This window comes from Mesoflavibacter sp. SCSIO 43206, from assembly GCF_019904215.1.
GTDB lineage: Bacteria > Bacteroidota > Bacteroidia > Flavobacteriales > Flavobacteriaceae > Mesoflavibacter > Mesoflavibacter zeaxanthinifaciens.
Genome location: NZ_CP063201.1, coordinates 611277 through 629104, shown reverse-complemented (window position 1 = coordinate 629104; position 17828 = coordinate 611277). Strand labels below are relative to the sequence as shown.

General features: G+C 33.7%; 14 protein-coding genes and 1 riboswitch. Of the genes, 10 read left to right on the top strand and 4 right to left on the bottom strand.

Annotated features, from left to right (window positions below):
* Window positions 1-323 precede the first annotated feature (323 nt).
* The 5 genes from ilvD (at window position 324) to ilvA (ending at window position 7189) form a co-directional block, all read left to right on the top strand.
* Window positions 324-2003: a dihydroxy-acid dehydratase gene (gene ilvD / locus INR78_RS03175; RefSeq protein WP_223077432.1), complete on the top strand. Its 1680-nt coding sequence runs from the start codon at window positions 324-326 to the stop codon at window positions 2001-2003.
* A 137-nt stretch (window positions 2004-2140) separates the two neighbouring features.
* Window positions 2141-3874, top strand: coding sequence for a biosynthetic-type acetolactate synthase large subunit (gene ilvB, locus INR78_RS03170; RefSeq protein ID WP_223078023.1), 1734 nt, complete (start codon window positions 2141-2143; stop codon window positions 3872-3874).
* A gap of 2 nt (window positions 3875-3876) precedes the next feature.
* Complete coding sequence (gene ilvN / locus INR78_RS03165) at window positions 3877-4404, top strand: acetolactate synthase small subunit (protein WP_181256134.1); 528 nt, start codon at window positions 3877-3879, stop codon at window positions 4402-4404.
* Between the two features lie 12 nt (window positions 4405-4416).
* Window positions 4417-5916: a ketol-acid reductoisomerase gene (gene ilvC, locus INR78_RS03160; protein ID WP_223077431.1), complete on the top strand. Its 1500-nt coding sequence runs from the start codon at window positions 4417-4419 to the stop codon at window positions 5914-5916.
* A 10-nt stretch (window positions 5917-5926) separates the two neighbouring features.
* Complete coding sequence (gene ilvA, locus INR78_RS03155) at window positions 5927-7189, top strand: threonine ammonia-lyase IlvA (RefSeq protein ID WP_223077430.1); 1263 nt, start codon at window positions 5927-5929, stop codon at window positions 7187-7189.
* Window positions 7190-7242: 53 nt separating this feature from the next.
* Here ilvA and leuB read toward each other — a convergent pair whose 3' ends face one another.
* The 4 genes from leuB to INR78_RS03135 all read right to left on the bottom strand — a co-directional run bounded on the left by leuB (window position 7243) and on the right by INR78_RS03135 (window position 11726).
* Window positions 7243-8361 (bottom strand): 3-isopropylmalate dehydrogenase, encoded by a 1119-nt coding sequence (gene leuB / locus INR78_RS03150; RefSeq protein WP_223077429.1) that lies wholly within the window; start codon window positions 8359-8361, stop codon window positions 7243-7245.
* Between the two features lie 175 nt (window positions 8362-8536).
* Window positions 8537-9124: a 3-isopropylmalate dehydratase small subunit gene (leuD, locus tag INR78_RS03145; protein WP_223077428.1), complete on the bottom strand. Its 588-nt coding sequence runs from the start codon at window positions 9122-9124 to the stop codon at window positions 8537-8539.
* A gap of 3 nt (window positions 9125-9127) precedes the next feature.
* On the bottom strand, window positions 9128-10528 hold the full coding sequence (gene leuC / locus INR78_RS03140) for a 3-isopropylmalate dehydratase large subunit (RefSeq protein ID WP_223077427.1): 1401 nt from the start codon (window positions 10526-10528) through the stop codon (window positions 9128-9130).
* Window positions 10529-10550: 22 nt separating this feature from the next.
* Window positions 10551-11726: a 2-isopropylmalate synthase gene (locus tag INR78_RS03135; RefSeq protein ID WP_223077426.1), complete on the bottom strand. Its 1176-nt coding sequence runs from the start codon at window positions 11724-11726 to the stop codon at window positions 10551-10553.
* A gap of 148 nt (window positions 11727-11874) precedes the next feature.
* Between INR78_RS03135 and INR78_RS03130 the strand changes: the two genes are divergently transcribed.
* The 5 genes from INR78_RS03130 (at window position 11875) to cysM (ending at window position 17809) form a co-directional block, all read left to right on the top strand.
* Window positions 11875-13419, top strand: coding sequence for a hypothetical protein (locus INR78_RS03130; protein ID WP_223077425.1), 1545 nt, complete (start codon window positions 11875-11877; stop codon window positions 13417-13419).
* Window positions 13420-13517: 98 nt separating this feature from the next.
* Window positions 13518-13642: riboswitch (SAM riboswitch) on the top strand.
* A 120-nt stretch (window positions 13643-13762) separates the two neighbouring features.
* Window positions 13763-15055 carry an O-acetylhomoserine aminocarboxypropyltransferase/cysteine synthase family protein gene (locus INR78_RS03125; protein WP_223077424.1) on the top strand — a complete coding sequence of 431 codons (1293 nt, stop codon included), beginning with the start codon at window positions 13763-13765 and terminating at the stop codon, window positions 15053-15055.
* A gap of 96 nt (window positions 15056-15151) precedes the next feature.
* Complete coding sequence (locus INR78_RS03120) at window positions 15152-16165, top strand: alpha/beta fold hydrolase (RefSeq protein ID WP_223077423.1); 1014 nt, start codon at window positions 15152-15154, stop codon at window positions 16163-16165.
* 38 nt (window positions 16166-16203) lie between these two features.
* Entirely contained in the window at window positions 16204-16929 is a 726-nt protein-coding gene (gene epsC / locus INR78_RS03115) for a serine O-acetyltransferase EpsC (protein ID WP_223077422.1), read from the top strand.
* Window positions 16922-17809, top strand: a complete 888-nt coding sequence (gene cysM / locus INR78_RS03110) for a cysteine synthase CysM (RefSeq protein WP_223077421.1) — start codon at window positions 16922-16924, stop codon at window positions 17807-17809. The genes epsC and cysM overlap by 8 nt, the downstream gene beginning before the upstream one ends.
* The last annotated feature ends 19 nt before the right edge of the window (window positions 17810-17828 follow it).

Genomic DNA, 17828 nt, shown 5'->3' with positions numbered 1-17828 from the left:
AAACAAACTGTAAATATCATTTCAATTATTAGCATTGTGATTATTAAATCACGGTGGTAAGGAATGGTGTCTATTAGTTAAGAATAAATTTAAAAGCCTTCCTTTTCAGGAAGGCTTTTTTGTTGGGTTTATTTCAGTTCAAAGTAAAATAAAAAGGTCAAATATTAACAATTGGGCATCATACTTGTTTTGTTTTAAGCAACTGAAAATCAATATATTAAATAATTAAATTGAATTATGGCTTTAGTCTATAATTCAATAACTAAAAAGTCAAGCATAGTCAAATTAGTAATTTAGAAAATCATAAATAAGAAACGGACTAAATGAGTCAACTAAATAAATACAGTAAAACAGTAACGCAAGATCCAACGCAACCAGCAGCACAAGCAATGTTGCACGCTATAGGATTAACCAAAGAAGATTTTTATAAACCCATTATAGGTATTGCAAGTACAGGTTACGAAGGTAATCCATGTAATATGCATTTAAATGACTTAGCAAAACTCGCTAAGCAAGGCACAAAAAATAAAGATGTTGTAGGCTTAATTTTTAATACAATTGGTGTAAGTGACGGAATTTCCATGGGTACACCAGGTATGCGTTATTCTTTACCGTCACGAGATATTATTGCAGATTCTATGGAAACCGTAGTGCAAGCAATGAGTTACGACGGACTAATTACCGTTGTTGGTTGTGACAAAAATATGCCAGGCGCATTAATGGCAATGATTCGTTTAGATAGACCAAGTATTTTGGTGTATGGCGGAACCATTGATTCTGGTTGCCATAACGGAAAAAAACTAGATGTCGTTTCCGCTTTCGAAGCTTGGGGAAGCAAAGTCGCTGGTACCATGAATGAAAGCGAATATCAAAATATAGTTGAAAAAGCTTGTCCTGGTGCTGGTGCTTGTGGTGGAATGTACACGGCAAATACTATGGCTTCAGCAATTGAGGCTTTAGGCATGACCTTACCTTTCAACTCATCAAATCCAGCAACTGGCGAAGAGAAAAAACAAGAAGCCATAAAAGCTGGTGAAGCGATGCGATTGCTAATTGAAAAAGATATTAAACCAAGCGATATCATTACACGCAAATCTTTAGAAAACGCTATTCGTTTGGTGACTATTTTAGGCGGATCGACCAATGCAGTGCTTCACTTTTTAGCAATTGCTCGTGCGGCAAATATTGATTTCACTTTAAAAGATTTTCAAAATATCAGTGATAACACACCTTTTTTAGCCGATTTAAAACCTAGCGGAAAATACCTGATGGAAGACGTACATCGCGTTGGCGGTATTCCTGCAGTTTTAAAATATCTGTTGAAAAAAGGCTTAATTCATGGCGATTGCTTAACCGTAACCGGAAAAACTTTAGCCGAAAATTTATTAGATGTTAATGATTTAACCGAAGGTCAAGATGTGATAAAACCAATCGAAGAACCTATAAAAATCTCAGGTCACTTGCGTATGTTGTATGGCAATTTAGCTGAAGACGGAAGTGTCGCAAAAATCACAGGAAAAGAAGGGTTACGCTTTCGCGGAAAAGCAAAAGTATTTGAAGGTGAATACGCAGCAAACGATGGTATTAGAGATGGTAAAGTAGAAAAAGGTGATGTAGTTGTCATTAGATACGAAGGACCAAAAGGCGGACCAGGAATGCCAGAAATGCTTAAGCCGACAGCTGCTATTATGGGTGCTGGTTTAGGTAAAGACGTAGCGTTAATTACAGATGGACGTTTTTCTGGTGGAACGCACGGTTTTGTAGTCGGTCACATCACACCTGAAGCTCAAGATGGCGGAAATATCGCGTTAGTTAAAGATGGCGATTTTATTACAATAGATGCTGAAACCAATACCATTCAACTTGAAGTTTCAGAAGAAGAATTATCACAAAGAAAACAATCATGGAAAGCGCCAGAATTAAAATTTAATCGTGGTGTCCTTTATAAATATGCTAAAACAGTATCGTCTGCATCTAAAGGTTGTGTAACCGATGAGTTTTAACAAATTCCTGCGCAGGCAGGAATCTAAAAGTAATGAGCATAAAATAAATGTTTTAATAAAATTATAAAACTCAAGTATTGCTTGAGAAAATATAAAATTAAAAAGGTAGGATGAGATTCCTGCCTGCGCAGGAATTTATGGAAACAAAAACAATAAAAAACAACGAGCAATCTACTTCAAAAACTATCCGCATTTCGGGTAGCGAAGCGGTTGTTCGAAGCTTAATGGCTGAAGGCGTAGATGTACTTTATGGTTATCCTGGCGGTGCAATTATGCCTGTTTATGACGAGTTGTATAAATTTCAAAACGAAATCCATCACGTCTTAACACGTCACGAGCAAGGTGCAACGCATGCGGCACAAGGTTACGCACGCATTTCGGGTAAAGTTGGTGTCGCTATGGCAACTTCTGGTCCTGGCGCAACTAACTTGATTACAGGTATTGCAGATGCGCAAATAGATAGTACGCCAATGGTGTGTATTACAGGTCAAGTTGGATCGCATTTATTGGGTAGCGATGCGTTTCAAGAAACCGATATCGTTGGTATTTCTACACCTGTGACTAAATGGAATCATCAAGTCACAAAAGCTTCAGAAATTCCTAAAGTGATTGCTAAAGCGTTTTACATCGCAAAAAGTGGTCGTCCTGGTCCAGTTTTAATAGATATTACTAAGGATGCGCAATTTGAAGAATTCGATTTTGAATATGAAAAATGTACAGGAATTAGAAGTTACAAACCAATTCCTGAAACTAATCCAGCCGATTTACAAGCTGCTGCAGATTTAATTAATAATGCAAAAAAACCTCTTGTCGTTTGGGGACAAGGTGTGATTTTAGGTAAAGCTGAAGCTGAATTTAAAGCGGTTATCGAAAAAGCAGGTTTACCATCGGCTTGGACTATTTTAGGTGCTTCGGCAATTCCTTCGACTCATCCATTAAATGTAGGCATGGTTGGTATGCACGGTAATTATGCGCCAAATGTGTTGACTAACCAATGTGATGTTTTAATTGCAATCGGAATGCGTTTTGATGATCGTGTCACAGGAAATTTAGCATCTTACGCTAAACAAGCTAAAGTGATTCATTTTGAAATTGATCCTGCTGAAGTTGATAAAAACGTAAAAACAGATGTCGCTGTTTTAGGAAATTCAAAAGAGACCTTGGCAGCAATTCTTCCACTTTTAAAAGAAAATTCGCATACAGAATGGCATCAAAAATTTAAAGATTTATATCAAATTGAATTTGATAAAGTCATAAAAGACGATTTGCATCCAACAAAAGATGGCTTAACGATGGGTGAAGTGCTTAAAGAGATTAATGCACAAACCAAAGGTGAAGCAGCAATTGTTAGCGATGTTGGTCAGCACCAAATGATTGCGTGTCGTTATGCCGATTTTAATCTCTCTAAAAGTAACATTACGTCTGGCGGATTAGGCACAATGGGATTTGCGTTGCCAGCAGCAATTGGTGCAAAAATGGGCGCACCAGAACGCGATGTGGTCATGATTGCTGGTGATGGTGGTTATCAAATGACCATCCAAGAACTTGGAACCATTTTTCAAACCAAAGTGCCAGTAAAAATTGTAGTGTTAAACAACAATTTTTTAGGTATGGTAAGACAGTGGCAACAACTATTTTTTGATAGACGTTACGCATCTACTGAAATGGAAAACCCAGATTTTGTAGCGATAGCAAAAGGCTATCATATTAATGCTAAAAGCGTGTCTAAACGAGAAGATTTAGCCGATGCTGTAAAAGAAATGATGGAAACGGAAGGCCCATATTTCTTAGAAGTTATGGTTGAAAAAGAGGATAATGTATTCCCTATGATACCAACAGGCGCAAGTGTTTCAGATGTAAGATTAGAGTAATTATGAGCGAAAATAAATTATATACCGTTTCTATTTATACCGAAAATAATACTGGGTTATTAAACCGTATTTCGGCAATATTTCAACGTAGACATATCAACATTGAAAGTATAAATTCTTCAATTTCTGAAATTGAAAACGTGTCTAAATGGACCATTGTGGTAAAGTTAGCCGAAGACCAAATGAAAAAAATTATTGGTCAAATTGAAAAACAGGTTGAGGTGATTAAAGCCTATTATCACACGGAAGAAGAAACTATTTATCAAGAATCTTGTCTGTTCAAAATCAAATCAGATTTACAGTTTGAAGAACGACAAATTCAAAATATTATTAAAGAAAGTAACGCAAGAATTGTCACTGTAAATAAAGAATTTTTTGTACTTGAAAAATCAGGAAGACGTAGCGAAATAGAATTATTGCACAGAGAATTAAGTGCGTTTGGGATTTTACAATTTACACGTTCTGGACGAATTGCAGTTACCAAAACACCAATGGAAATAACTAAAATGTTGGAAGCTTTTCAACACTAAAAACAAACTAAAATGGCAAATTATTTTAACACATTACCATTAAGAAAACAATTAGAACAATTAGGAAAATGCAGATTTATGGACGCTTCAGAATTTGAAGATGGCGTAGCTGTATTAAAAGATAAAAAAATAGTCATTGTAGGTTGCGGCGCACAAGGATTAAACCAAGGATTGAACATGAGAGATTCTGGTTTAGATATTTCTTACGCCTTACGCCAACAAGCAATTGATGAAAAACGTGCGTCATACAAAAATGCAACCGATAACGGATTTAATGTTGGGACCTACGAAGATTTAATCCCAACAGCAGATTTGGTGTTAAACTTAACACCAGACAAGCAACATACCAATGTAGTTAACCAAGTGATGCCTTTAATGAAAAAAGGCGCAACGTTAAGTTACTCGCATGGATTTAATATTGTTGAAGAAGGTACGCAAATCCGTAAAGATATTACGGTAATTATGGTCGCGCCAAAATGTCCAGGAACCGAAGTGCGTGAGGAATACAAACGTGGTTTCGGTGTGCCAACATTAATTGCTGTGCATCCAGAAAACGATCCAGAAAATAAAGGTTGGGCACAAGCAAAAGCTTATGCAGTAGCAACTGGTGGCGACAGAGCAGGCGTTTTAGAATCGTCTTTTGTGGCTGAGGTAAAATCTGATTTAATGGGTGAACAAACCATTTTGTGTGGCTTGTTGCAAACTGGTGCAATTTTGTCTTTTGATAAAATGGTTGCCGAAGGAATTAATGCTGGTTATGCTGCAAAATTAATTCAGTTTGGTTGGGAAACTATTACTGAAGCTTTAAAGCATGGCGGCATTACAAACATGATGGATAGATTGTCAAATCCTTCAAAAATTAAAGCATTTGAATTGTCAGAAGAGTTAAAAACCATCATGCGTCCGTTATTTGAAAAACATATGGACGATATCATTTCTGGTCATTTCTCAAAAACTATGATGGAAGATTGGGCAAATGATGATGTAAATCTATTAAAATGGCGTGCAGAAACCGGTGAAACTGCTTTCGAAAAAACCGAATTAACCACAGATCACATCACAGAACAAGAGTATTTTGATCATGGTGTGTTATTAGTCGCATTTGTGAAATCTGGTGTAGAACTTGCTTTTGAAACAATGGTAAGCGCAGGAATAATCGAAGATTCTGCTTACTACGAATCGTTACACGAGTTGCCATTAATAGCAAATACTATTGCGAGAAAGAAGTTATTTGAAATGAATCGTGTCATTTCAGATACTGCAGAGTATGGTTGCTATTTATTTGATCATGCGTGCAAACCGTTATTAGCAGATTTTATGAAAACTGTTGATACTTCGGTAATAGGAAAATCATTTTCAACAAAAACAAGCGTTGATAATATCGAATTAATAAAAGTGAATGACGCTATTAGAAATCATCCAATCGAAACTGTTGGTAAGCGTCTTCGTGCTGCAATGACCGCAATGAAAGTGATAAAAACCGAAGCTAAAGAAGAAAGTGTTTTAGCTTAAAAACAAACTAATGCAAACGCAAACAACCTATTTTCCTAAATTAAAAGCAGTAGAAGCTGCAGCCGAAAAATTAAGAGATGTTGCAGCGGTTACGCCGTTAACAACAAGCTTTAGATACTCTAAAGAGTTTGACTGTAATATCATGTTTAAACGTGAAGATTTGCAGCAAGTGCGATCTTATAAAATTAGAGGCGCTTATAATAAAATGTCTTCATTATCGGCTTCAGAAGTAGAAAATGGTATTGTTTGTGCTAGTGCTGGTAATCATGCGCAAGGTGTAGCATTGTCGTGTAAATTATTAAAAATCAAAGGTACTATTTATATGCCTGCTCCAACGCCAAAACAAAAGGTGGAGCAGGTAAAAATGTTTGGAGAAGAGTATATCGATATTGTTCTTGCAGGCGATACTTTTGACGATTCTTATCATCTAGCGATGAAAGAATGCGAGCGACTTTCAAAAGCATTTATTCATCCATTTAATGATGAAAAGGTAATTGAAGGACAAGCTACAGTTGGTTTAGAAATTATAGACCAAGCACATCATCCAATTCATTATGTGTTTGTGCCTGTTGGTGGTGGCGGATTATCAGCTGGATTATCTTCAGTGTTTAAAGAGTTATCACCGCAAACAAAAATTATTGGTGTCGAGCCTTTAGGCGCGCCTTCAATGAAAACTTCCATCGAAAATCAAAAAAACACACAGTTAAATCATATCGAAAAGTTTGTTGATGGTGCAGCAGTGCAACGTGTTGGCGATTTAAATTTTGAAATTTGTAAGTCAAATTTAGATCAAATGGTAACGGTTGCTGAAGGTAAGGTATGTCAAACTATCTTGGATTTATATAATAAAGATGCAATAGTAGTTGAACCTGCTGGTGCTTTGAGTATTTCTGCTTTAGATGATTTTAAAGAAGAAATAAAAGGTAAAAATGTGATTTGTGTAGTAAGCGGAAGTAATAATGACATTACCAGAACTGCCGAAATTAAAGAACGTGCCTTATTACATGCTAATTTAAAACACTATTTTATCGTGAAATTTCCACAACGTGCTGGTGCATTACGCGAGTTTGTTGTAGATATTTTAGGAGCAAATGATGATATTACTCATTTTGAATATACCAAAAAAACAAACCGTGAAAATGGTGCAGCAGTAGTAGGAGTAGAGTTAAAATCGGCAGACGATTTAGAACCTTTAATTACAAAAATGAAACTTCATAATTTTTACGGTGATTACTTAAATGATAAACCAGATTTATTTCAGTTTTTAGTGTAAAAAAAAGCACCTTTTTCAAGGTGCTTCATAGACTCCAAATTAAATACTAAAACTTAAATAATTGTGGATTGTCCTAAGTGAATATTAGTAAAATTTAAATTACTATCCTTAGGATTATGGATAAAATCTTCTATAAAATCTCCAACTTTATTTGTTGTAATGTGATCAAATTTGGTGTTTAAATCTGGAGTTGTAACATGTAGCTGTAAAGATTTTTCTACAGCAGCTTTTATAACTTCAGCTTCCTTGTAAAGTCCAAAATGTTCAAGTAACATAGCAGCACTTAAAATAGAGGCAATAGGATTTGCAATACCTTTGCCAGTTGCTTGAGGATAAGAGCCATGTATTGGCTCAAACATTGCGTATTTTTCTCCAACAGATGCGCTTGCTAATAATCCAATGCTGCCACCAATAACGCTAGCTTCGTCGCTAATAACATCTCCAAACAAGTTTTCTGTTAAGATGACGTCAAATTGTTTTGGGTTTAAAATCATTTGCATTGCTGCATTATCAACAAACAAAAAGTCTAATTCTACATCTGTATATTCTTTTGCTAGTTCAGTAACTACTTTTCGCCATAAACGTGATGTTTCTAAGACATTCGCTTTGTCTACCAAAGTCACTTTTTTCTTTCGGCTTTGTGCTGCTTTAAATGCTAAATGCGCAATACGTTCAATTTCTTCCCGAGAATATTCGCATAAATCTGAAGCTACATTTCCATCTTCACTTAATTGTTTTTCACCAAAATAAATACCGCCAGTCAACTCACGATAAATACTAATATCTGTACCTTCAATAATACTCTTTTTTAAAGGAGATTTGCCTAATAATGTCTCGTAAGCCTTAACAGGTCTGATGTTGGCAAATAAACCAAGTTCTTTACGTAGTTTAAGTAAACCTTGCTCAGGTCTAACCTTTGCCGAAGGATCATTGTCGTATTTTGGATCGCCAATAGCTCCAAACAAAATAGCATCACTAGACTTGCAAAGCGCTAAGGTATCGTCAGGTAAAGGATTGCCAGTTTGGTCAATCGCAATAGCACCAACAGGCGCTTCTTTAAATCTAAAGCTATGGTCAAACTCTTGTGCAATAGCTTTAAGTATTTTTATAGCTTGATGCGTAACTTCTGGTCCAATACCATCACCAGATAACACTGCAATATTTAATTTCATAGTATATGTTTTAAAGCAATTAGCTTTATTAGTTATTATTAATTTATTGGCGTTTCCCTATCGGGTCGCGCTTTCCGTTATATCTTTTTGCTCTGTTTTCGGTACAATGCTCCTAACGTCGCATCACTCAAACTGACGTAAAAAGGATACCACTGCAATCGCTAACGCAGGCTAACTAGCTACGTTGGTTTTCAAACTGAGTGATTAATTCTTTTTTGCTTAATAAATAGTCAATATCATCATAACCATTAATTAAGCATGTTTTTTTATAAGGGTCAATCTCAAAATGTTCTTTAAACGAAGTGTTGGCAACGCTTATCGTTTGGTTTTCAAGATTTACAATTAATTCAGTTTTAGGATTCTCTTTAATTTCATTTAAAAGTACCTTTAAAAAATCGTCACTAACTTGTACAGGTAGTAAACCGTTATTTAATGCATTTCCTTTAAAAATATCTGCAAAAAAACTAGAGACAACAACTTTAAAACCGTAATCTGTCAAAGCCCAAGCAGCGTGTTCTCTACTAGAGCCACAACCAAAATTGTTACCAGCAACTAAGATGCTTCCGCTATATTCTAGTTGGTTTAATGCAAAACCTGTATTAACTGAACCGTCTTTATTAAAACGCCAATCTCTAAACGCATTTTCGCCAAAACCATTACGGTCTGTAGCTTTTAAAAATCGCGCAGGTATAATTTGATCGGTATCTATATTTTCAATCGCTAATGGAATAGCTGTAGATTGTAATGTTGTAAATTTTTCCATGTCTTAAATCTCTTCAGTAACAAAATTGGTTGCAGTTACATCAATAATTTTTCCTTCAATAGCTGTTGCGGCTGCAACTAATGGACTAGCCAAAATAGTACGAGATCCTTGACCTTGTCTACCTTCAAAATTTCTATTTGAAGTCGATACGCAATATTCGCCTTCCGGAATTTTATCGTCATTCATTGCTAAACAAGCACTACAACCAGGTTGACGTAACTTAAAACCAGCATCTTCAAAAATACTTTTTAAGCCTTCTTCAATTATTTGAGATTCTACCTGTTTGCTTCCTGGTACTAACCAAGCAGTTACATTATCTGCTTTTTGTTTACCTTTTACATATTGCGCTGCAATCCTAAAATCTTCAATTCTTGAGTTGGTGCAACTGCCAATAAATACGTAATTAATGGTTTTGTCAATCAGACTTTCACCTTTTTTAAAATCCATGTATTTTAAAGATTTTTCAAACGATGCATCATTAAATTGCGGTATATTATCGGTGATTTTTATGCCCATTCCTGGATTTGTACCGTAGGTAATCATGGGTTCGATATCTTCAGCATTAAAGGTGTATTCTTTATCAAAAATAGCACCTTCGTCCGTTGGTAAAGTTTTCCAATAGGCTATTTTGTCTTCAAAATCTTTTCCTTTTGGAGCAAATTCTCTGTCTTTTATATAGTCAAAAGTAGTTTGGTCTGGAGCAATCATTCCGCCACGTGCGCCCATTTCAATACTCATATTGCAAACTGTCATTCTGCCTTCCATAGACATGTTTTCAAATACATCACCAGCATATTCGCAGAAGTAACCAGTTCCAGCATTGGTGCCTATTTGAGCGATAATGTATAAAATGACATCTTTAGGTAAAACGCCTTTTTTTAGTGTTCCGTTTACGGTAACTCTTAAGCTTTTTGGTTTGGTTAATAATAGGCATTGACTAGCAAAAACTTGTGCAACTTGGCTAGTACCAATACCAAAAGCGATAGATCCAAATGCACCATGAGTTGAAGTGTGACTATCGCCACAAACTATGGTCATTCCTGGTTGAGTAATACCAAGTTCTGGTGCCATAACATGAACAATACCATTGTATTTATGACCTAACTCGTAAAGTGTAATATTGTTAGCTTTACAATTTTCTGAAAGTTGTTTTAATTGCTTTCTTGATAAATCGTCTTTAACTGGTAAATGTTGATCTACAGTTGGTGTATTGTGATCTGCTGTTGCAACAATCTGATCAGGTCTAAAAATAGGAATGTTACGTGCCTTTAGCTCATTAAAAGCTTGCGGACTTGTAACTTCATGTATTAAATGTTTGTCTATATATAAAATTTGCGGACCATTTTCCATTGCATCTACCACATGTGCGTCCCAAACTTTATCAAATAATGTTTTTTTAGTCATTATCTTTAATATTTACGCTGTATTAAGCGCTTATAATTTGTTGATACACGTTGCTAGTTGCAATAATCTCGTGTATATCGTTATCGTTAATTTCTTTTTTCTTGTCTGCAAAACTTAAAAAGTTTGCATACACGTCGTCTAACTGAAGTTTTGTTAATTCGTAACCAATATTTTTAGCTCGGTAAGCTAAAGCAGCTCTTCCGCTACGAGCAGTTAAAACAATTGCGCTTTCGGTTACGCCAACGTCTTTTGGATCGATAATTTCGTAAGTTTCACGATTTTTAATTACACCATCTTGATGTATACCAGAGCTATGTGCAAACGCATTTGCGCCAACTATAGCTTTATTTGGTTGCGTGTAAATACCCATATTTTCACTTACCAATTGGCTGATGCCGTAAAGGTGTTTTGTGTTAATTGAGGTGTCTAAATTAAGATATGGATGTTGTTTTAAAACCATAACAACTTCTTCTAAAGCAGTGTTACCAGCACGTTCTCCAATACCGTTAATAGTGCATTCTATTTGTCTTGCACCATTAATTACGCCTTCTATAGAATTTGCTGTTGCCAAACCTAAATCGTTATGGCAATGACAAGAAAGTATGGCATTTTCAATGCCTTTTACATTTTCTTTTAAGTATTTTATTTTTGCACCATATTCACTAGGTAAGCAATAGCCTGTTGTGTCTGGAATATTTAAAACTGTTGCGCCAGCTTTTATGGCAGCTTCACAAACACGTGCTAAATATTTGTTTTCTGTACGACCAGCATCTTCGGCATAAAATTCGACATCTTCAACAAAGGATTTTGCATACTTAACCGCTTCAAAAGCACGATCGATAATAGCATCTCTGTTTGATTTAAATTTGAATTTTATATGAGAATCTGAAGTGCCAATTCCTGTGTGGATTCTAGGTGATTTTGCTTTTTTTAAAGCTTCTGCAGCAACTTTAATATCATTTTCTACAGCTCTTGTCAAGCCACAAACAGTAGCATTTTTTACAATTTCAGAAATTGCTTCTACCGATTGGAAGTCGCCAGGACTAGATACAGGAAATCCAGCTTCTATTACATTAACACCAAGTAAGTCTAGTTGCTTTGCAATGACTACTTTTTGTTCTGTATTTAATTTACAACCTGGGACTTGCTCTCCGTCCCTAAGTGTAGTATCAAATATTTGAATTGTGTTTTTAGACATTTTAAGAGAGAATTATTTTTCTATTGACTTACTAATTTATACTTTGGTATGTCTAACACATAATGGCTAATTGATATCTTACGATGTTCAGTTTCTAAAAACACACATAAGTACTTGTAAATAAGTGAGTTAAATAACATGTTTATTGATGACTAAAGACCAAAAAGATAATTTATTTATACTAGTTAAATCTTTAACTAAGTCAGAAAAACGTCAATTTAAATTGTATGTAGGTAGGTTAGGAGTAAATAGTGACTCTAAATTTTTAAACCTTTTTAATGTCTTAGATAAGTTAAAAGAGTATGATGAAATTGCAATTTTAAAGTCTACTGAAATTAAAAAACAGCAATTAGCCAATGTCAAAGCACATTTATATAAGCAAATTTTAATAAGTCTTAAGTTAAGCCCATCTCATCAAAACATACGTTCTCAAATTAGAGAACAGTTAGATTTTGCTTCTATTTTATATCATAAAGGACTCTATAAACAGAGTCTAAAAATATTGGATAAAGCCAAAGATCTAGCCGTACAAAATGAAGAAAAAAACTTAGCTTATGAAATTGTAGAATTTGAAAAAGTTATAGAATCTCAATACATAACCAGAAGTATTAGTAGTAGGGCAGATGAGTTAACTGTTCAAGCAAAAGAGTTAAGTGCTCAAAACATGATAGCAAGTAAGTTGTCAAATCTATCACTTCAGCTTTATAGTATTATTCTTAAAACTGGCTATGTAAAAAGTGAAGCAGAAGGTAATGAGGTTAGTGATTATTTTAAAGCTAGATTGCCTAAATACAAAATAAAAGATTTAGGATTTAGAGAAAAATTATGGTTGTATAACGCTTATTTGTGGTATAGCTTTTTACTACAAGACTTTAAAAATTGCTATAAATATGCCTTAAAGTGGGTTGATCTTTTTTATGAAAATCCTTCAATGATAAGCCTAAATCCTGTTTTCTTCTTAAAAGGAAATAACTACTTGTTAGAATCACTTTTTTTTATAAAAAACAAAAATAAATTTGACGAAGCTTTAAATAAATTTCAAGCAGTTATAGAAGATAAAAATTTCCCTAAAGATGAAAATGTAGAAGCTCTTTCGTTTTTGTACTTCAATTTAAATAAAATCAATTCTTTTTTTATTGATGGAAGTTTTAAAGAAGGTGTAAAATTAATCCCAGAAATTGATAAAGAATTAGAGCGTTTTAAGGATAGGATTGACGAGCATCATACCATGATTTTCTATTACAAATTTGCTAGCTTACATTTTGGGTCTGGTAATAATAAAGCATGCATTTTTTATTTAGATAAAATAATTTCAAACAAATCTTTAACTATGAGAGAAGATTTGTTATGTTTTTCTAGAGTTTTAAATTTAGTCGCGCATTATGAAGCTGGTTTAGATTATCATTTAGAAACTTTATTGCGTACAACTTATAAATTTTTAATACAAATGAATGAGTTGCACGAAGTGCAAAAAGAGATGATAAAATTTATTAGAAATTTGCAAGATATTTATCCACAAGACATTAAAAAAGCATTTAAATCTTTACTTGAAAAGTTGAAAGTTTATGAAAATCACCCTTTTGAACGTCGTGCATTTTTATATTTAGATATCATTTCTTGGCTAGAAAGTAAAGTTAAAAACAAGCCTGTAGACCAGGTGATTAGAGAGAAGTTTTTGCAAGAAAACCAATAGTGATTTTTATCTTTTTTAAAAATTTTAGTATAAATTATTTGGATTTTAAGTTTTTGTATTTGAATATTTGTGCTCACAAAGTTCAATAACTTACTGAAATGTTATCAAGAAAGGCAGAGGGAATAGACCCAATGAAGCCTTAGCAACCCTTAGACTTACTAAGAAGGTGCTAAATTCTACTTGAAAGTGCGAATCATTTCTCGCATTCTCGGATAGATAACCAACACGTAATTACTCATCTGTAATTGCTATTTTTCTTATAACATTTTTCTATTAAGTACGCTTCTTACGAGGCTTATTTGGCTTTTGGTTTAATTATTTATTAACTCAAAAACTTAGAAAAATGAGTACACAAAAATTTGCAACCCAAGCGTTGCACGCAGGTCATGACGCTAGTCAACATGGAGGAACAAGATCAGTCCCAATTTATCAAAACACAGCATATGTTTTTGATAATGCAGATGACGCAGCAGGAAGATTTAATCTGTCAGTTCCTGGGTTTATTTACACTAGATTAAACAATCCAACAACAGATGTTTTAGAACAACGATTAGCTGCTTTAGAAGGCGGTATTGCTGCAGTAGCAACAGCTTCTGGCACATCTGCAATAGCAACTACATTGCTAACATTACTTAAAGCAGGAGACCATATTGTTGCTTCAAATAGTCTTTATGGCGGATCGTATAATTTATTAAGTGTAACCTTGCCAAGACATGGTATAACGACCACTTTTGTAGATCCTTCAGATCCTGATAATTTTAGTAAAGCTACAAAAGAAAATACAAGAGCTATTTTTGTGGAATCTTTAGGAAACCCAAAATTAGATGTTTTAGATTTAGAAAGTATTTCTAAAGTAGCAAAAGCACACAAAGTACCATTAATTGTTGATAATACAGTGCCAACGCCATATTTATTAAACCCAATAGAATATGGTGCAAACATTGTTATTCATTCTTTAACAAAATACATTTCAGGTAATGGGACTTCATTAGGAGGAATTATTATTGATGCAGGAACATTTGATTGGACAAATGGTAAATTTCCAGAATTTACAGAACCATCACCAGGGTATCATGGATTAGTATATAGCGAAGCTATTGGTGCTGCTGCATTTATTGCAAAAATAAGAATAGAAGGTTTGCGTGATTACGGTAGTGCTTTAAGTCCGTTTAATGCGTTTCAAATCATACAAGGATTAGAAACTTTAGAATTACGTTTAAGTAAGCATAGTGATAATGCACTACAACTAGCCAAATGGTTACAAGAACAACCAGAAGTTAATTGGGTAAACTATCCAGGTTTAGAAACCAGTAAGTACTATTCTTTAGCACAAAAGTATTTGCCAAAAGGACAAAGTGGTGTGTTAACTTTTGGAGTAAAAGGCGGTTATGAGTCTGCAAAAAAAATAGTAAATACAACTAAACTGTTTGATTTAGTAGCAAATTTTGGAGACTCAAAATCATTAATTATTCATCCAGCTAGTACAACACATCAACAACTTAGTGATGTGTCTCAAGAAGATACAGGTGTTACAAAAGACTTAATTAGACTATCTGTTGGCTTAGAAAATATTGAAGATTTAAAAGCTGATTTAAAAGAAGCTTTTAATGTTGTAGAAAAGTCAGTATTGGCTTAAAAATAGCATGTTTTATTTTTAGTTATTAGTAAGAAATAGCTTCGCATTTTATATGAAAAAGTGAAGTGCGAAGTCTATTTTAAAAAATCTGCAATTATGAGAAAATTACAACATATATCAATATATGATTTTGCGTTAAGCAACGGTCAAACAAAATCAATAGACTTAACATATCAAATATTTGGGCAAGCTTTACACACAGCACCAATAGTTCTTATTAATCATGCATTAACCGGAAACTCAAATGTAACAGGAATTAATGGTTGGTGGAACGATGTTGTAGGCGATCAAAACATAATTGATACCCAAAAATATACAATTTTATGCTTTAACATACCAGGTAATGGCTTTGATAATAAAGAAGAAAATATAATAAATAACTATAAAGATTTTACAGTAAATGATATTGCAAAAATCTTTGAAATTGGGCTTTATACACTAAATATTGACAGCATACATACTGTAATAGGTGCCTCTTTAGGTGGCGGTATTACTTGGTATTTGGCAGTAAATAATCCAAATCTATTTGATAATATAGTTGTTGTAGCTAGTCATTGGAAAGCAGACGATTGGTTGATAGGTAATGTTTTTATTCAAGATAATATTTTAAATAATTCTAATCGACCAATAGAAGATGCGCGTATGCATGCTATGACATTTTATCGCACAGCAACATCTTTCAATCATAAGTTTAATAATCAAAAAGAAGCTAATTATTATGCAATAGAAAATTGGTTGCAATATCATGGTAATACATTAAAAAATAGGTTTCAATTGTCTTCCTATAAATTGATGAATCATTTGCTAAAAACCATTGAAGTTGCCAAAACAAAAGAGGAGTTTATTAGCAAAGTTTCAAAAATATCAGGACAAATTCATCTAATAACGATAAATACAGATGGTTTGTTTTTATCAGATCATAACTGGGATACTTATATTCAACTAAAACCTAAAAAAGAAAATATATCTATTTCAGAAATTAAATCAATACATGGTCATGATGCGTTTTTAATAGAGTTTGAGCAGCTTTCAAAAATTTTAAAACCTATTTTTCAATACTCAAACTTAAATAAAGAAGCCTTAACAAAATATAAACAAGCCGCTAGTTAATTAAGCTTTATCTTTGTAGCTGTTAGATAAACACTTTAATGGCTTTAACAATAAACGTAAGATTAAAAGATAAAGTAGAAGTTTTTACCAAAAGACTTTACTACTTTATGTTTGACGAACAAGCTGAGGATTCTCAATTTTTAGAAGAAAAATTTTTAGAAATAACTACAGCTTTAGGAGTAAATGATACAACTCAAATTTGGAATGATTTCAACTCAAGTCTGCCTTCAATTAGAGAAAAATTGCATTTAGATGCAAAAGCTTTTCAAGATAATGACCCTGCAAATAAATGCGTAGAAGAAATCTATTTAGCATATCCAGGTTTTTATGCAATTTCAATACACCGTTTAAGTCATCAGTTATTAAAACTTGGTGTTAGGATTTTACCAAGAATGATGAGTGAATATGTGCATGGTATAACAGGTATAGATATTCATCCAGGAGCAACTATTGGCGATTCGTTTTTCTTAGATCACGGTACAGGAATTGTAATAGGAGAAACCACAATCATAAAGGATGAAGTGAAAATTTATCAAGGTGTTACACTTGGCGGATTACATGTATTAAAAAGTCTTGCAGATACAAAAAGACATCCAACTATAGAAAAAAATGTGGTTATTTATGCCAATGCTACAGTGTTAGGCGATATTGTTATTGGCTCTAATACCATTATAGGTGCTAATGTATGTGTAACAGAAAATGTTCCTCAAAATTCAACGTTAACCTATAAAAAAGAATATAAAATCAGAACAAAAAGTGAGTAATAAAAGTATCATAAACCTTATAGGAAACACGCCTTTAGTAAAGTCCATAAGTATCAACCCAAATAAAAACGTGACCTTATATTTTAAATTAGAAGGACACAATCCTGGTGCTAGTGTTAAGGATAGAGCGGCTTATAACATGATAAACGAAGCTTTAAAAAGAGGAGATATAAAAAAAGGAGATACTTTAGTAGAAGCAACAAGCGGTAATACAGGAATAGCATTAGCTTTTATAGCAAACTTATTAGGCTTAAAAATGAAATTAATCATGCCTGAAAATTCTACTGAAGAACGAGTGAAAACGATGAAAGCTTATGGTGCAGAAGTTATCCTAACATCTGCAGAAGACGGTATTGAAGGCTCAAGAGATGTGGCTTTTAAACTTCGTGATGAAAAAGGATATACACTATTAAATCAGTTTGAAAATAATGATAACTGGAAAGCACATTACAAAACTACAGGTCCAGAAATCTGGAGAGATACTAACGGAAAAGTAACACATTTTGTATCTGCAATGGGAACAACAGGAACCATTATGGGTACATCTACTTTTTTAAAAGAAAAAAATAATAACATCACCATAGTTGGTGCGCAACCTACCGATGGATCAAAAATCCCAGGAATTAGAAAATGGTCACCAGCTTACGTGCCAACAATATTTGATAAAAACAAAGTAGATCAAGTTTTTGAAGTTAGTACAGAAGAAGCTAAAGCAATGACACAACGGTTAGCAAAAGAAGAAGGCGTTTTTGCAGGAATGAGTAGTGGTGGCGCTGTTGCAACTGCATTAAAATTGATTAAAAATTTAGACCAAGGAACAGTTGTTGTGATTATATGTGATAGAGGAGACAGATACTTATCTTCAGATTTATTTGATTAATAAAATTAGTATTTTAAAA

Coding starts and splice junctions, on each gene's coding strand:
- ilvD (WP_223077432.1), top strand. CDS start 324: ATGAGTCAACTAAATAAATACAGTAAAACAGTAACGCAAGATCCAACG.
- ilvB (WP_223078023.1), top strand. CDS start 2,141: ATGGAAACAAAAACAATAAAAAACAACGAGCAATCTACTTCAAAAACT.
- ilvN (WP_181256134.1), top strand. CDS start 3,877: ATGAGCGAAAATAAATTATATACCGTTTCTATTTATACCGAAAATAAT.
- ilvC (WP_223077431.1), top strand. CDS start 4,417: ATGGCAAATTATTTTAACACATTACCATTAAGAAAACAATTAGAACAA.
- ilvA (WP_223077430.1), top strand. CDS start 5,927: ATGCAAACGCAAACAACCTATTTTCCTAAATTAAAAGCAGTAGAAGCT.
- leuB (WP_223077429.1), bottom strand. CDS start 8,361: ATGAAATTAAATATTGCAGTGTTATCTGGTGATGGTATTGGACCAGAA.
- leuD (WP_223077428.1), bottom strand. CDS start 9,124: ATGGAAAAATTTACAACATTACAATCTACAGCTATTCCATTAGCGATT.
- leuC (WP_223077427.1), bottom strand. CDS start 10,528: ATGACTAAAAAAACATTATTTGATAAAGTTTGGGACGCACATGTGGTA.
- INR78_RS03135 (WP_223077426.1), bottom strand. CDS start 11,726: ATGTCTAAAAACACAATTCAAATATTTGATACTACACTTAGGGACGGA.
- INR78_RS03130 (WP_223077425.1), top strand. CDS start 11,875: ATGACTAAAGACCAAAAAGATAATTTATTTATACTAGTTAAATCTTTA.
- INR78_RS03125 (WP_223077424.1), top strand. CDS start 13,763: ATGAGTACACAAAAATTTGCAACCCAAGCGTTGCACGCAGGTCATGAC.
- INR78_RS03120 (WP_223077423.1), top strand. CDS start 15,152: ATGAGAAAATTACAACATATATCAATATATGATTTTGCGTTAAGCAAC.
- epsC (WP_223077422.1), top strand. CDS start 16,204: ATGGCTTTAACAATAAACGTAAGATTAAAAGATAAAGTAGAAGTTTTT.